The sequence below is a fragment of the Variovorax sp. CCNWLW186 genome (assembly GCF_037203865.1).
Lineage (GTDB): Bacteria > Pseudomonadota > Gammaproteobacteria > Burkholderiales > Burkholderiaceae_C > Variovorax.
The window spans coordinates 73,884-89,379 of record NZ_JBBCBO010000017.1; the positions used below are offsets into that span (position 1 = coordinate 73,884).

Genomic DNA, 15,496 nt, shown 5'->3' on the forward strand with positions numbered 1-15,496 from the left:
CAAAGAACTGGAAATATGCGACTTCCTTATGAACTGCAACTCGGCTGGCGCTACACGCGCGCAGGCCGGGCGACACGGCGCAACGGCTTCATCTCCTTCATCTCGGGCGTATCGATGCTCGGCATTGCGCTGGGGGTGGCGGCGCTGATCATCGTGCTCAGCGTGATGAACGGCTTCCAGAAGGAAGTGCGCGACCGCATGCTCGGCGTCGTGTCGCACATCGAAATACTTTCGCGCGACGGCCAGGCCCTGCCCGACATCGACGCCATCATGGCCGCGGCGCGCAAGAATCCCGAGGTGGTCGGCGCGGCTCCCTTCATTGCCACGCAGGCGCTCATTGCACGCGGCGAGGACATGAAGGGCACGCTGGTGCGCGGCATCGTGCCCAAGCTCGAACCCGAGGTCACCGACATTGCCACCACCGCCCAAAAGGGCACGCTCGACAAGCTGGTGCCGGGTGAATTCGGCATCGTGCTCGGCGGCGAGCTCGCGCGGTCGCTCTTCGTGCAACCCGGCGACCAGGTCACGCTGGTGGCTCCCGGCGGTCAGGTCACGCCCGCGGGCGTGGTGCCGCGACTCAAGCAGTTCACCGTGGTGGGCACCTTCGATTCGGGCCACTACGAATACGACTCGGCCCTGGCCATGATTCACGCGGAAGACGCCCAGCGCGTGTTCAGGCTCGACGGGCCCACCGGCATCCGCATCAAGCTCAAGGACCTGAACGAGGCACGCGACGTGGCCGACCAGATGGCCGTCACGCTGCCGGGCCAGTTTCTCATTCGAGACTGGACGCGCCAGAACAAGACATGGTTTGCGGCCGTGCAGGTCGAGAAACGCATGATGTTCATCATCCTCACGCTCATCGTGGCGGTGGCCGCGTTCAACCTGGTGTCCACCCTGGTGATGACCGTGACCGACAAGCGGGCGGACATTGCCATCCTGCGCACGCTGGGCAGCTCGCCGCGCAGCATCATGGGCATCTTCGTGGTGCAGGGCGCCATGGTCGGGGTGATCGGCACCGTGGCCGGGCTGCTGCTGGGGCTGGGCATTGCCTACAACATCGACGTGATCGTGCCCGCGCTCGAGCAGCTCTTTCATGCGAGCTTCCTGCCGAAGGACATCTACCTGATCAGCAAGATGCCGAGCGACCCGCAGCGCAGCGACATCATGCCGATTGCGATCATTTCCCTTGTCCTGGCCTTCCTGGCCACGCTGTATCCGAGCTGGCGCGCGAGCCGCGTCAACCCCGCCGAGGCCCTGCGCTATGAGTGAACGGACCCCCACGCTCGGCACTGACGTGTCCTCGCTGCCCCCCGAGGGGGCCCCCATTGGCTTGGGGCGGCCCGGCGCCAATGGCGTCGTCCTGAAGGCCCGCGGGCTCACCAAGCGCTTTCATGAGGGGCGCATCGACCTCACCGTCCTGCATGGCGTCGACCTGGACGTGCGCGCCGGCGAAACGCTGGCCATCGTCGGCGCCTCGGGCTCCGGCAAGAGCACGCTGCTGCACCTGATGGGCGGGCTCGATGCACCCACCTCCGGCAAAGTCGAGCTGCTCGGCAAGGACATCGCCCATGCCGACGCGGCCGAGCAAGGGCGCCTGCGCAACCAGCACCTGGGCTTCGTCTACCAGTTTCACCACTTGCTGCCCGAATTCAGCGCGCTCGACAACGTGGCGATGCCGCTAAAAATCCGCCGCACCGAGCCCGCGCAAGCGGCGGCTGCGGCCACCAAGATTCTCGAAAGCGTGGGCCTTGGCAGCCGCCTGCATCACCGGCCAGCCGAGCTTTCCGGCGGCGAGCGCCAGCGCGTGGCCATTGCGCGCGCACTCGTCACGCAGCCAGCCTGCGTGCTGGCCGACGAGCCCACGGGCAACCTCGACCGCAACACGGCCGACACCGTGTTCGCGCTGATGATCGAACTCGCGCACAAGCACCGCACCGCCTTCGTGATGGTCACGCACGACCAGGAGCTTGCAAAGCGCTGCGACCGCGTGCTGCAACTTGTGGCGGGACGTCTGGCGGGTTGAGTTGACGCCGCTTGCCACGCGTGCACGCAATGTCGGCGAAACTGTCTGTCTGTTCGGCAAGATGCCGTTCAACTACAGGAGTGCATCTTGATCATGGAAACCGACGACGACACCACGCCCGCTGCCACTGCCGAGCCGCGCAACTCCTATCTGGAAGAAAAAGCCTTCAAGTCGCGCACGCTGCTGATCTTCGGCAGCATCACCGATTCGGTGGCCGCCGACGTGACGCGCAGGCTCATCGCGCTGGACGCCGACAGCAGCGAAAAACCCATCGACATTCTCGTGAGCTCGCCCGGCGGCCACCTGGAATCGGGCGATGCGATCCACGACATCGTGCGTTTCATTTCGGCCCCGGTGAACATGATCGGCACCGGTTGGGTCGGCAGCGCCGCCACGCACTTGTACCTGGCCGCGCCGAAGGAACGGCGCGTGTGCCTGCCCAACACCCGCTTCCTGATCCACCAGCCTAGCGGCGGCGCGGGCGGTCAGGCGACCGACATCGCCATTCAGGCGCAAGAGATCATCAAGGCCCGCCACCGCATCGCGCATGAGATTGCGCGCGAAACCGGCAAGCCGATCGACGTGGTGCTGGCCGACATCGAGCGCGACCGCTGGCTCTCGGCCGAAGAAGCGGTTGCCTACGGGCTGGTCTCGCGCATCATCCAGCGCAAGACCGAGCTGCTGTAGCAACTGCAGCCCGGGCCGATTACTTCGGCTTGTAGGCCACCACGTCGATCTCGACCTTGGCGTCGACCATCAGGCGCGCCTCGGTGGTCGAGCGCGCCGGCTTGTTTTCACCGAAATAGCTCATGTAGATGCGGTTGAAGGCACCAAAGTCGCGCGCGTCCTGCAGCCACACGGTGCTCTTGCACACGTCGTCGAGCGTGGCGCCGGCCAGTGCGAGCACCTTCTTCAGGTTTTCCATCACCTGGCGCGTCTGCGCCTCGATGCCGCCCACCACGATTTCGCCCTCTGCATTGGCGGGCACCTGGCCCGACACGTAGATGAAATCGCCCGCGCGCACGGCCGGGGAGAAGGGGCGGGCCTGGCGGTCCGAGGCGACGGGCGGGGCGCCGAGGTATTCGAGCGGCATGGGAAAACTCCTGAAGTGAAAAAGAAGAAGAAAAGAGGATTGCCAGTATCGATCCAATCTGAAAATTAGTTTCAGAAAACCTTTCAAACAAGGGTTAACACGGATGATTTGGCATGAATACTGCTTCAAAGTCCGGGCCGAAAAGAAAATTTCTTTCAAACCTGCCCGCCCCATGAAGGAGTTCCCCATGCCTCACGCCGGTCTTGTCCAGCGCCTGCCGCACCTGTCCAAGCGCAGCCTGCTGGGCGCTTCCCTGCTCGCGCTGCTGTGCGCCGCGCTGCCTCATCAGCAGGCCCAAGCCCAGGGGCCGCGCAACTTCGCCACCTTGGCGATGGTCGCCGAGCCGCAGACGCTCGACCCGATGGCCTCCACGGCCGACCTGGTCGGAACCATCATGCAGCACGTGTACGAAACGCTCTACACCTTCGACGCCAAGTGGAACGTGGTGCCGATGCTGGCCGAGACCATGCCGAAGATCTCCGCCGACGGCAAGACCTACGCCATTACCCTGCGCAAGGGCGTGATGCTGCACAACGGCCGCGAGCTCACGGCCGACGATGTGGTCGCCAGCCTGCAGCGCTGGATGGACCAGTCGCCGCGCGGCAAGGCCGTGGGCAAGGAAATCGAGAGCCTCAAGGCCAAGGGCCCGCTCGGTGTGGAGATCGTGCTGAAGGCGCCGTATGCGCCCCTGCTGTCGCAGCTTGCGTTGCCGAGCGGCATGGCCGCCATCATGGCCAAGGACTCCATCGCCTCGCCGCTGAAGGATTTCGTCGGCACCGGCCCCTACAAGTTCAAGGAGCGCCGGCCCGACCAGTTCGTGCTGCTCACGCGCTTCGACAAATACGCCGCGCGCAAGGAGCCCGCAAGCGGCTACGGCGGCAAGCGCGAAGCAGCGATTGAAGAACTGCGCTTCGTGCCCGTGCCCAATGCGAGCACGCGCGTTGAAGGCGCCCTGGCCGGCCAGTACGACTTTGCCGACCTGCTGCCGGTGGAGGCGCTGCCCCGGCTGGAGAAGGCTGGCGGCAAGACCGTGCCGATCATGACGCCGTCGTTCGGCTTTCCGTACCTGGTGCTCAACACCAAGGAAGGCGTTGCCTCCAACCAGGCCATCCGCCAGGCCATTCAAACGGCGCTCGGCGAGGGCGAGATGCTCGCGGCCGGCTTTGGAGACACGCGCTTCTTCGTGGCCGAGGGCAACCACTTTCCGAAGGGCTCGCCGTTCTATTCGGCGGCCGGCGCCACGCTGTACAACGAACGCAACGCGCCCAAGGCCAAGGAGGCCGCGGCCAAGGCCGGCTACAAGGGCGAGCCGATCCGCGTGCTCACCAGCCGCCAGTACGACTTTCACTACAACATGTCGCTCCTGATGGCCGAGCAGCTCAAGCGCGCCGGGTTCAAGGTCGACCTCAACGTGGTCGACTGGGCCACGCTGGTGCAGCGCCGCAACGATCCCAAGCTCTGGGACATCTACGTCACCCACTCGGGCCAGTTCCCCGAGCCGATGCTCTCGCCTCCGCAACTCGGCGACGGTGCGCCCGGCTGGTGGGACACGCCCGCCAAGAAGGCGGCGCTGCAGGCCTTCAATGTCGAAAGCGACCCGGCCAAGCGCGGCGCGCTGTGGGGCAAGGTGCAGCAGGTGGTCTACGAAGAAGTGCCGTACATCAACGTCGGCAAGTTCAACGGCCTCTCGGCCAAGAGCCCGGCACTCGACAACTACCAGCCGGCCACCTGGCCGTTCTTCTGGAACGCCCGGATCAAGTAATGGCGCCGTACGCTTTCGCATCGGCTCGACAAGACTGCACCCCATGATCCGCTACATCGCTTCGCGCGCCGCCGGCATGCTGGTGGTGCTCGCCATCGTGGCGGTGCTCGTCTTCGTGCTCACGCGCGCGGCCTCGGGCGACCCGGTGTCGGTGCTGCTGGGCGACCAGGCCACCGCCGCCGACATTGCCCGCGTGCAGAAGGAATACGGCCTGGACAAGCCGTTGCCCGTGCAGTTCGGCTATTGGCTGCGCGAGGTGCTGCAGGGCAACCTCGGCACCTCCATCTTCCTGCAGCGGCCGGTCACGCAGGCGCTGTGGGAGCGGGCCGAACCGACCACGCTGCTCGCGCTCATGGCCGTGGCCATTGCGGCGCTGATCGGCGTGCCTTGCGGCATTGTCTCGGCCGTGTTCCGTGGCCGCGTCGTCGACCAGCTGTTCACAGGCATTGCGATGCTCGGCGCCAGCATTCCGAGCTTCTGGCTCGGCATCGTGCTGATCCAGATCTTCGCAGTGTCGTTCGGCTGGTTTCCGGTGTCCGGCTACGGCGCGCCCGATGCGCCGTTCGCCGAGCGGCTGCATGCGCTGGTATTGCCGGCCACGGTGCTCGGCCTCTTGAACTCGGCGCTCATCATCCGCTTCACGCGCGCCTCGATGCTCGACGTGCTCGGTGAAGACTACGTGCGCACCGCGCGCTCCAAGGGCCTGAGCGAGAGCGTGGTCGTGCTCAAGCATGCGCTGCGCAATGCACTGGTGCCCATCGTCACGGTGATCGGCCTCACGGTCGCGCTGATGATCGGCGGCGCCGTCATTACCGAAACCGTATTCGGCCTGCCGGGTGTCGGCAACCTGGTGGTGAGCGCGGTGCTGCGACGCGACTACCCGGTGATCCAGGGCGCGTTGCTCGTGATCGCGGCGATCTACGTGCTGATCAATTTCTCCATCGACCTGCTGTATGCGGTGGTCGATCCGCGCGTGAAGGTTTGAGAGAACAACAACATGCAAATGCCCCGAATGCTCCGCCAGCTGATGCACCGACGCATCGTGATGGTCTCCGCGCTGGTGCTGCTGGTCATCGCGGTCATGGCCATCGGCGCGCCGCTGTTCGCCTCCATCGATCCCAACGACACCGCCGTACTGCAACGCCTGAAGGGGCCGAGCGCCGAGCACCTGCTTGGCACCGACGAGTTGGGCCGTGACATGTACTCGCGCATCGTGCACGGTGCGCGCTATTCGCTGGCGATTGCGGCGCTCACCGCGCTCGGCGCGGTCGTCGCCGGCACCGTGCTGGGTCTCATGGCCGGTTTCTTTCGCCGCCTCGACGCGCCGCTGATGCGCGTGGTCGACGCGATGATGTCGTTCCCAGACATCCTCCTGGCCATCGCGCTCGTCGCGATACTCGGCCCTTCGCTCATCAACACGGTGCTGGCGCTGGTGCTGGTCTACACCCCACGCGTGGCGCGGGTGGTGCGGGCCTCGACATTGGTGGTGCGCGAGCTGCTGTTCGTCGAAGCGGTGCGTGCATTGGGCGTACGCACCTCGCGCATCCTGTGGCGGCACATCCTGCCCAACCTGATGTCGCCGATCCTCGTGCAGGTGTCGTTCATCTTTGCCTACGCCATCCTGGCCGAGGCGGGGCTCTCGTTTCTCGGCGTCGGCGTGCCGCCCGAAATTCCGACCTGGGGCACCATGGTCGCGGGCAGCCAGCAGTACGCGCACCAGGCCTTCTGGGTGGTGCTGTTTCCGGGGCTCGCCATCATCTTTACCGCGCTCTCGCTGCAGCTGCTGGGCGACGGCGTGCGCGACCTGCTCGACCCCAAGCTCAAGAAGACGCTGTGATGACGACCCCCACGAACACACCGCGTCTCCAGGTCAGCAACCTGAGCACCAGCTTTCCCACCGAAGATGGCCTCATCCGCTCGGTGGCCGACGTGAGCTTTTCGATCCAGCCCGGCAAGACGACGGCGCTGGTGGGCGAATCGGGCTCGGGCAAGTCGGTCACCAGCCTCACGCTGATGCGCCTCTTGCCAAAGACTGCGAATGCGCAGGTCAGCGGTTCGGCTTCTTTCGTCACCCGCGAAGGCAAGTCGCTCGACCTGCTGCAGATCGGCGAGCGCGAAATGCGCAGCCTGCGTGGCAACCAGTTGTCGATGATCTTCCAGGAGCCGATGACCAGCCTGAACCCGGTCTTCACCATCGGCGAGCAGATTGCCGAGAGCGTGCGGCTGCACAAGGGCCTCGACCGCAAGGCAGCCATGGCCCATGCGCTGCGCATGCTGGAGCTGGTCGAGATTCCGGCCGCGGCGCAGCGCATTCACGAGTACCCGCATCAGCTGTCAGGCGGCATGCGCCAGCGCGTGATGATTGCGCTGGCCATGGCCTGCGACCCGACGCTGCTGATTGCCGACGAGCCCACCACCGCGCTCGACGTGACCATCCAGGCGCAGATCCTCGAACTCATGCGCCGGCTGCAGGCCGAGACGGGCATGAGCATCCTCTTCATCACCCACAACCTCGGCGTGGTCGCGCACCATGCGGATGATGTGGTGGTGCTGTACGCAGGTCGCGTGGTCGAGAGCGCACCCGTGCGGCCGCTGTTCGCGCAGCCTGAGCATCCATACACCCAAGGGCTCCTGGCCTGTCTTCCGGGCAAGGCTCGCCTGCCGGGGCAGCCCAAGCCCAAGCGGCTGTTCGCCATTCGCGGGCAGGTGTCGAGCCCGCTTGCGCCGCCGCCGGGCTGTGCGTTCGAGCCGCGCTGCGACCATGCGGTGGCAGGGTGCAAGGAGGCGATGCCTCCGCTCATCGATATCCGGCAAGACCGCCAGGTGCGCTGCACTCGGGTGCAGCCGGATGCGCAACTTGCGAGGGTTGCATGAGCCGCCCGCCGCTGACCCCGTCTTGCTCCCTCCCCTTCCGGGGGAGGGTTGGGGTGGGGGCTCTGGGCGGTGGAGACCGTCGCAACAATAAAACGGCCGCGTGCCCCCACCCCAGCCCTCCCCCGGAAGGGGAGGGAGAAAGTCCACGATGACCACCGCCGCCCCTCTCATCGAAGTCCGCAGTCTCAAGAAATACTTCGGCAGCAGCGACCGCCCGGTGCGCGCGGTCGACGATGTGTCGTTCGCCATTCGCCCCGGCGAAACACTGGGCCTCGTAGGCGAATCGGGCTCGGGCAAGAGCACCATCGGCCGCACCGTGCTGCGGCTCGTAGAGCGCACCGATGGCCAGGTGCTCTACCGCGGCGACGACATCGGCGCACTCTCGGGCGAGCGCATGCGCAAACTGCGCAGCAAGCTGCAAATCATTTTCCAGGACCCGTATGCAAGCCTGAACCCGAAGATGCGCATCAGCGCCATCCTCGGCGAGGCGCTGTCCACGCACGGTTTGCACAAGGGCGCCGCCGCGCGCGACAAGCGCATTGCCGAGCTGCTTGAAACCGTGGGCCTGCGCGCCGAGCATGCGAGCCGCTTTCCGCACGAGTTCTCGGGCGGCCAGCGACAGCGCATCGGCGTGGCGCGCGCGCTTGCGGTCGAGCCCGAGTTCATCGTGGCCGACGAGCCGTTGTCGGCACTCGACGTGTCGATCCAGTCGCAGGTCATCAACCTGCTGGCCGACCTGCGCGAGCGGCTAGGCCTCACCATGCTTTTCATCTCGCACGATCTCGACGTGGTCGAGTACCTGTGCGACCGCGTGGTGGTGCTGTACCTCGGCAAGGTGATGGAAGTGGCCGAGACCGACGAGCTGTTCGCGCGTCCCTCGCATCCCTACACGCAGGCGCTGCTGGCCGCGAGCCCGAAGCCCGACCCGACGCTTGCCACCGAGCGCATCGCCCTCAAGGGCGACATTCCCAGCCCCATCTCGCCGCCATCGGGCTGCGTGTTCCGCACCCGCTGCCCCCACGCCATCGACGCCTGCGCTCAGACCGTGCCGCCGCTCGATGAGATTTCCGTCGGACACTACAGCGCCTGCATCCGCAAAGAGCTGCTCTCCAACAATGCCGCATGACCATGACCGACATCACCGCCGCCACCGACAACATCGACGATTTCAACGACCCGCTGCTGGGCAGCAGCTTCAAGGGCTACCCGCGCACCCAGCCGCCGCGCCGCCGCAGCGAAGTAGGCGCCGCGGGCTGGAACGTGCTCGCGGGCGACCTGCCGCTGCCGCTGGCCGTGCTCAAGCGCGAGGCGCTCGAGCACAACCTGGCCTGGATGCAGTCGCGCGTGCGCGAGTGGGGCATCGACCTGGCGCCGCACGGCAAGACCACCATGTCGCCGCAGCTCTTCCAGCGCCAGCTCGACGCCGGCGCCTGGGGCCTGACCTTTGCCACGGTCACGCAGCTTGCCGTGGGCGTGGCGGCCGGCGCACGCCGCACGCTCATCGCTAACCAGGTGGTCAGCGACGAAGACCTGGCCGGCATCCAGCTGCTGCTGCAGGCGCATGCCGACCTGCGCGTGGTGTTCCTGGTCGATTCGCTGGCGCAGCTCGCGCTGATCGAAGACTGGTCGAAGCGCCATCCCGAGAGCGTGCCTTTCGACGTGATGCTGGAGATTGGCGTGGAAGGCGCGCGCACCGGCTGCCGCACGCATGAGGAAGCCGTGGCGCTTGCCACGCGCCTTCGATCGAGCGACGCGGTCAAGCTCGTGGGCATCGAAACCTACGAAGGGCAGGGTGCCACCGGCGCCAGCGACGCCGACACGGCCTACGCCACCACGCTGATGGACCGCGTGGAAGCCATCGCACGCCATTGCGACACCAAGCAGCTGTTCGAAACCCCCGAGGTGCTGGTCTCCGCCGGCGGCTCGGCCATCTTCGACCTGGTGGCCGGCCGTTTGAAGCCCGTGCTGGGTTCGCCCGTGCGTGGCCTGCTGCGTTCGGGCTGCTATGTCACGCACGACCACGGCTTCTACAAGCGCATGGTGAGCGCGGTCGACGAGCGGCTGGGCTGCGATTGCGGCGAGAGCCTGCGCCCCGCCATGGAGGTGTGGGCCACCGTGCAATCGCGGCCCGAACCTGGCCTGGCGATTCTTGCGGTAGGCAAGCGCGACATTTCCTTCGATCTCTCGATGCCGGTGCCGATCGCACGCGCGCCCCGCGGCATGCTCGAGGCGGAGCCCGTTCCCGCCGGCTGGAAGATCACCGCGCTGAACGACCAGCACGCCTACCTGCGCTGGGACGCCTCCGAAGAAGCGCAGGCACCCGTGGTGGGCGACCGCGTCGGCCTGGGCATTTCGCACCCCTGCACCACCTTCGACAAATGGCACTGGATGCCGGTGGTCGAAGAGAACTACCGCGTGAGCGACGCCGTCGCCATGCACTTCTGAGCCACGCCAACCGATGACTCCTTCATTGCTTCAGAAGATCGGCGAGATCCGCAGCAGCGCACCTGCCACGCGCCGCGCGATTCTCGACCTGATCCTCGAAGACCCCGACCGCGCGCTCGAGGAAAGCTTCGAGCAGCTGGCCGAGCGCTCGGGCAGCTCGGTGCCCACCATCATGCGCACCTGCCGCGACCTGGGCTTCGCCGGATTGCGCGAGTTCAAGCTCGCTCTCGCGCAAGAGCTCGCGCTGGGCGGCTCTCCGCTGCACCGGCGCGTGAACATCGAGGACGCGGCCGACGAAGTCGTCAGCAAGATCGCGCGCAGCGCGGCGGCTTCGGTCTCGCGTGTGCGCGGGCAGCTCGACATGCAGGTGCTCGAAGGAGCGGTAGCCGCCATTGCGGCCGCGCCGCACGTCGACTTGTACGGTGCGGGCGCCACCTCGTGGTTCATGGCCAACGACCTGCAGGCGCGGCTCTTCAGGCTCGGTCTTTCAGCCAATGCCTGGGCCGACTACCACCTGCAGCAGGTGGCGGGTGCGGCGCAGCGTCCGGGTGGCGTGGTCATCGCCATTTCGCACGTGGGCGGCATGCCTTCGCTGCTCGACGCAGTGGACATCGCGCGCGGGCAGGGCGCCAAGGTGGTCGCGCTCACGCGGCCGGACACCGCGCTGGCGGCGAAGGCCGACTTTCTGCTGGGCCTGTCCGTGCCCGATGACGCCGTGATGCACGTGGGCATCGATGCCTACCTGACACACCTCACCGCCATCGAGATTCTCACGGTGCTGGTGGCGCAGCGGCGCGGCGAGCCCGCGGTGCAACGGCTGCAGCGTGCGCGCGAGGCCTTCCAGCGCCACGGCATCGACGCCGCCACACATCCGCTGCAAAGCTGGGATGGCGGCGGCATCAATACAGGGGGCCGTGCATCGTGAGCGGAGAAGCCAAAGCCATATTGCTCGAGGCCGGCCTCGTGGTCGACGGCTCGGGCGGGCCGTCATGGACCGGCGACGTGCTGCTGCAGGGCGATCGAATCGTTGCGCTTGGCGAAGGCCTGCGTGAGCGGCTGCCCGAAGGCCTTGCTCTGGCCGACATCGAGATCGTCGACTGCCGCAAGAAGGTGATAGCCCCCGGCTTCATCGACGCGCACACGCACGACGACGCCATCGTGCTGCGCGACCCGCTCTGCCTGCCCAAGGTATCGCAGGGCATCACCACCGTGGTGACAGGCAACTGCGGCATTTCGCTTGCGCCCTACCGCACGCCGCAATCCAAGCCGCCGCTCACGCTGCTGGGCGCCGAGTCGTTCAAGCACGCCACCATGGCCGAGTACCGCGCGGCTGTCGATGCGACGCAGCCCGCGCTCAACGTCGCGGCGTTGGTGGGCCACACCACGTTGCGCTTCGCGGCGATGGAAGCGCTCGACCGCCCCGCGACCGGCGACGAACTGGCGCGGATGGCGGCGCTGCTCGACAGCAGCATGGCCGAGGGTGCGCATGGCATGTCGTCGGGCCTGTTCTACGAAGAAGCGTTTGCCGCTCCCGCCGAGGAAGTGACTGCGCTCGCACGCGTCGTCGCAAGGCACGGCGGCGTCTACGCGACGCATCTGCGCAGCGAAATGCAGCAGATCATCGAGGCGCTGCATGAAGCGGGCGATACGGCCTTCAGCGCCGGCGTGCCGCTCGTCATTTCGCACCACAAATGCGCCGGCCCCGCCAACTGGGGCCGCACGAAGGAAACGCTGCCGCTGATCGAGGCGCTGGCGGAGCGGCAGAAAATTTCGATGGACGTGTACCCCTACGTGGCCGGCTCCACCGTGCTGCGCGAAGACCTGGTCGACGGCGTCATCGACGTGCTGCTGACCTGGTCCGACCCGCACCCCGAGATGACCGGCCGCCTCATCTCCGACATTGCGCGCGAATGGGGCACCACCGAACAGGAGGCGTGCCTGCGCCTGAAGCCCGGCGGCGCCTGCTATTTCCAGATGCAGGAAGAAGACGTGGAGCGCGTCATCGCGCATCCGCTCACCATGATCGGCAGCGACGGCCTCCCGCACGACCGCCACCCGCATCCGCGGCTGTGGGGCGCATTCCCACGTGTGTTCGCGCGCTACTGGCGCCAGCGCCGCCTGCTCACGCTGGAGCAGGCCGTGCACAAGATGACCGGCATGACCGCACGCAACCTGCGCATCGCCGACCGCGGGTTGCTGCGCGTGGGTGCCATGGCCGACGTGGTGGTGTTCGACCCGGAGACCATTGCCGACACCGCAACCTATGACAAGCCGCACGGTGTGAGCCTGGGCGTGGAGCGGGTGTTCGTGAATGGGGTGCTGGCGTATCGCGGCGGCGGCGCCGAGGCGAAGGTGCTGGCTCGGGCGGGGCGGATGCTTAGCCGGGGGCTGAGGGCGTAATTCATCCGGGGCGCGTGCAAAGGCCACCGGGTACTCCCCTCCGCGAATGTCCCCCGGGCTTCGCCCTCCTCCTTTATTTCGCTGCGTGGAGCACCCGATGGCCTGTGCACTGGGGCGCGCTCTCAATTTGTCGCAGGGCAATCGGTACTCTGAACAAATGTTTTCTCCGTCGGCGGGATCGGTCCGGAGCGCCCCGCGCCGCGGTGCGCCTGATAGGGCCTCGTGCGGATTCAGAGGGCGGACATCGCACCGCTGACAAGGCGGGCGTGCGCGATGTGCGCGGCCCGGGCCGGCTGCAAGCCGCTAGTCCCTGCCGCGTCATAGCGTGCGAGCGCATGGTCGCCATCGAAGTCCTCCACCAGCAGCAAACCAGCATCAAGCAGCACTGCCTTCAAGGTAGCCGGGTCAAAACCCGAGAGGAACGCTTCGCCGACGGAGGCCACCTTGCTTCTCAATCTGCGGAAGCTTTCGACTTCCTCGTGATCGGCGTCACACAAGATAGCCTCGTCCACATAGGTGAAAACCAGTTCGCTTCCGGCGGGGGCATATGAAGCGATCGCGCGGAGAGTGGCGAGGTTAGCCTCCCGCGTCAGATACATGGTGACCCCGAGCCACGAGAAGAAAGTCGGCTGCATGGTTTGGAAAGAGGATCGCCCCAGGGCCGATCCCAGCGTTTCGACGGCCAGGTCGGCCTCGACGAAATGTACGTCGGCGGATTCGGGAACCCCGCATCTCTGCAAGCACTGTCGCTTCATGCGCTGGGTCGCGGGGTGGTCGACCTCATAGATCGTCAGCCCTTCGGCCCAAGCTGGACGGCGGCAGATGAAGCTGTCGAAACCCGCACCGATGATCACGTACTGTGCGACGCCCTGCGCAACGGCGGCCTTCAGTGCATCCTCGGTGTAGCGGCTTCGTAAGATTACGTCCGCATATGCAGGGTTGGCGCGCAGCGCGGCGTCGAGAATCTTGTCGGTCGCTTCTGCGACTTCGAAGCGCCTGGATGCATCCACGCTCTGCAATGCCCGCTCGCGCAGGGCTATTCGCACCGCGTCAGGAATCAGGCGGTCGCCCCATGGATCGTTCAACAGCGGAACTGGGTCGCCCCGCGTATGAAGTGCTCGCATCAGCGAGGTGGCAACGGCGGTGCGGCTGGCATCTGAAGGGTTCACAAGGGTCTCCGTGCTTTGGGGCGCGAAGTGTCAGCCAGGGTCTCGAATCTGTACAGTGCATTGTTCTCATGCTTCAGCTGCACAAAATGAACTCATTGGATCTCAATCTACTTGCCGCACTCGACGCACTGCTGGGCGCAGGAAGTGTGGCAGGGGCCGCGCAGCGCATGCATCTGAGTGCTCCCGCCATGAGCCATACGCTGGCGCGCATCCGAGACGCACTCGGCGATCCGATTCTTGTGAGAGCCGGCCGCAAGCTGATTCCGACGCCAAGGGCGGATGCCTTGCGCGAGCCGGTGCGCCGCCTGATCGCCGAAGCGAGAATGTTGATGCAACCGGATGGCGGCGTACCGCTGGCGCGTGTGGAGCGCGAGTTCACGGTGCGGGCGCCCGAGGGGATGGGAATTGTCTATGGCGCCACATTGCTTGCTGCACTTCGGAAAGACATTCCTTTGGCGCGGCTGCGCTTCGTTCCCGAAAGCAATAGCGATGCGATGGCGCTGCGCGAAGGCAGGATCGATCTGGACGTAGGGACCTTGTTCGACAAGGGCCCCGAAGTCCTGAGTTCTCTGCTCTATGAACAGCGGATTGTCGGCGTGGTCCGGGCCGAACATGAACTGCTGAAGGCACGCATTACGCCAAAGCGTTTCGCCGCCCAGCAACACGTGGCTGTCATCCAACGTGGCATGGCGAAGGAGTCTGTCGACCGACTTCTGGCCGAGATAGGCGTTGCGAGACAAATTGCATTGACTGTGCCCAGTGGCTACGGTGCATTGATGGCGGTCGCACGTTCGGCATTGGTCGCCTGTGTGCCGGAATCGTTGGCTCGAACCGTGGCGGATGGGCTCGGCTTGGAGATTTTCAAGCTGCCTGTTGCGGTTCCTGCCGAGCGAGTGCTGCAGGCTTGGCACCCGCGGGACGACGCCGACCCGGCGCATCGGATCTTGCGGACTTGCGTTGCTTCCGTGTCGAAAGATGCGAGCTTTGGCCCACTTGCAGCACGCGGCGGTGAAATGGTGTCGCACCGCGCACTTCTGGCACGAAGATGACGAATGTCCGTCTTCGTGGGTCGCTTGCCGCGACTCGACCTTCCTTTCTTCGACAATCTTCATGAACGCCATTCACCGCCGACCAGTCCCCCTGGCCAAGGCCTACCGCCTGATCAACCACGGCCCCACGGTTCTCGTGAGCGCGGCGCACGGCGGCCAGCGCAACATCATGGCCGCGGCTTGGGCCATGCCGCTGGACTTCAATCCGCCCAAGGTGGCCGTGGTGCTCGACAAGAGCACGTGGACGCGAACGCTGATCGAAGGCGCGGGCACCTTTGCGCTGCAGGTGCCCGCGCGCGCCCAGCTCGACCTGACGGAAGCGCTGGGCAACAGCTCGGGCCGCGAGATCGTCGAGCGCGACGGGCGGGACAAGTTCGCGGCCTACGGGCTGCAGACTTTTGCCGGCACCGCCGGTACGGCGCCCTTGCTGGAAGGCTGCGTGGCGTGGCTCGAATGCCGGCTACTGCCGGAGCCGCACATTCAGCAAAGCTACGACCTGTTCCTGGGCGAGGTGATCGCCGCGCAGGCCGACTCGCGCGTGTTTGCCGACGGGCGCTGGAACTTCACGGAGCATGACGACCTGCGCACGCTGCACCATGTGGCGGGCGGGCACTTCATTGTCGATGGCGACGCGGTGGATGCGCGGCCGCTCGCGCCCGTGCAAACCTAGTTTCTTGA

At 66.2% G+C, this 15,496-nt stretch carries 15 protein-coding genes; 13 read left to right on the forward strand and 2 right to left on the reverse strand.

Annotation, left to right across the window (positions count from 1 at the left end; all coding sequences use genetic code 11):
- The first annotated feature begins 15 nt into the window (after window positions 1-15).
- The 3 genes from V9K97_RS19455 to V9K97_RS19465 all read left to right on the forward strand — a co-directional run bounded on the left by V9K97_RS19455 (window position 16) and on the right by V9K97_RS19465 (window position 2,713).
- Window positions 16-1,272, forward strand: a complete 1,257-nt coding sequence (locus V9K97_RS19455; RefSeq protein WP_126745577.1) for a lipoprotein-releasing ABC transporter permease subunit — start codon at window positions 16-18, stop codon at window positions 1,270-1,272.
- The gene (gene lolD, locus V9K97_RS19460) at window positions 1,265-2,026 is read left to right on the forward strand and encodes a lipoprotein-releasing ABC transporter ATP-binding protein LolD (protein WP_337320066.1); all 762 of its coding nucleotides are present in this window, start codon (window positions 1,265-1,267) and stop codon (window positions 2,024-2,026) included. The genes V9K97_RS19455 and lolD overlap by 8 nt, the downstream gene beginning before the upstream one ends.
- A gap of 93 nt (window positions 2,027-2,119) precedes the next feature.
- Entirely contained in the window at window positions 2,120-2,713 is a 594-nt protein-coding gene (locus V9K97_RS19465) for an ATP-dependent Clp protease proteolytic subunit (RefSeq protein WP_258504452.1), read from the forward strand.
- Window positions 2,714-2,732: 19 nt separating this feature from the next.
- On the opposite strand, the gene V9K97_RS19470 is transcribed toward V9K97_RS19465, so the two are convergent.
- On the reverse strand, window positions 2,733-3,119 hold the full coding sequence (locus V9K97_RS19470; RefSeq protein WP_055803740.1) for a RidA family protein: 387 nt from the start codon (window positions 3,117-3,119) through the stop codon (window positions 2,733-2,735).
- 187 nt (window positions 3,120-3,306) lie between these two features.
- On the opposite strand from V9K97_RS19470, the gene V9K97_RS19475 reads away from it, so the two are divergent.
- From V9K97_RS19475 to V9K97_RS19510, 8 genes are all read left to right on the forward strand, one after another.
- Entirely contained in the window at window positions 3,307-4,881 is a 1,575-nt protein-coding gene (locus tag V9K97_RS19475; protein WP_337320067.1) for an ABC transporter substrate-binding protein, read from the forward strand.
- A gap of 43 nt (window positions 4,882-4,924) precedes the next feature.
- Window positions 4,925-5,866, forward strand: coding sequence for an ABC transporter permease (locus V9K97_RS19480; protein ID WP_126745582.1), 942 nt, complete (start codon window positions 4,925-4,927; stop codon window positions 5,864-5,866).
- A 12-nt stretch (window positions 5,867-5,878) separates the two neighbouring features.
- On the forward strand, window positions 5,879-6,718 hold the full coding sequence (locus V9K97_RS19485) for an ABC transporter permease (RefSeq protein WP_126745583.1): 840 nt from the start codon (window positions 5,879-5,881) through the stop codon (window positions 6,716-6,718).
- Window positions 6,718-7,755: an ABC transporter ATP-binding protein gene (locus V9K97_RS19490; protein WP_126745584.1), complete on the forward strand. Its 1,038-nt coding sequence runs from the start codon at window positions 6,718-6,720 to the stop codon at window positions 7,753-7,755. The genes V9K97_RS19485 and V9K97_RS19490 overlap by 1 nt, the downstream gene beginning before the upstream one ends.
- Window positions 7,756-7,903: 148 nt before the next feature.
- The gene (locus V9K97_RS19495) at window positions 7,904-8,881 is read left to right on the forward strand and encodes an ABC transporter ATP-binding protein (RefSeq protein ID WP_337320069.1); all 978 of its coding nucleotides are present in this window, start codon (window positions 7,904-7,906) and stop codon (window positions 8,879-8,881) included.
- Window positions 8,882-8,883: 2 nt separating this feature from the next.
- Complete coding sequence (locus V9K97_RS19500; protein WP_337320070.1) at window positions 8,884-10,200, forward strand: amino acid deaminase; 1,317 nt, start codon at window positions 8,884-8,886, stop codon at window positions 10,198-10,200.
- A 13-nt stretch (window positions 10,201-10,213) separates the two neighbouring features.
- Window positions 10,214-11,125 (forward strand): MurR/RpiR family transcriptional regulator, encoded by a 912-nt coding sequence (locus V9K97_RS19505; protein ID WP_337320072.1) that lies wholly within the window; start codon window positions 10,214-10,216, stop codon window positions 11,123-11,125.
- On the forward strand, window positions 11,122-12,600 hold the full coding sequence (locus tag V9K97_RS19510; protein ID WP_337320073.1) for an N-acyl-D-amino-acid deacylase family protein: 1,479 nt from the start codon (window positions 11,122-11,124) through the stop codon (window positions 12,598-12,600). Before V9K97_RS19505 ends, V9K97_RS19510 begins: the two co-directional genes overlap by 4 nt.
- 230 nt (window positions 12,601-12,830) lie before the next feature.
- On the opposite strand, the gene V9K97_RS19515 is transcribed toward V9K97_RS19510, so the two are convergent.
- Window positions 12,831-13,769, reverse strand: a complete 939-nt coding sequence (locus V9K97_RS19515) for a class I SAM-dependent methyltransferase (RefSeq protein ID WP_337320075.1) — start codon at window positions 13,767-13,769, stop codon at window positions 12,831-12,833.
- A 68-nt stretch (window positions 13,770-13,837) separates the two neighbouring features.
- On the opposite strand from V9K97_RS19515, the gene V9K97_RS19520 reads away from it, so the two are divergent.
- Entirely contained in the window at window positions 13,838-14,818 is a 981-nt protein-coding gene (locus V9K97_RS19520; protein WP_337320076.1) for a LysR family transcriptional regulator, read from the forward strand.
- 61 nt (window positions 14,819-14,879) lie between these two features.
- Window positions 14,880-15,488 (forward strand): flavin reductase family protein, encoded by a 609-nt coding sequence (locus tag V9K97_RS19525; protein ID WP_337320078.1) that lies wholly within the window; start codon window positions 14,880-14,882, stop codon window positions 15,486-15,488.
- Window positions 15,489-15,496: the final 8 nt, after the last annotated feature.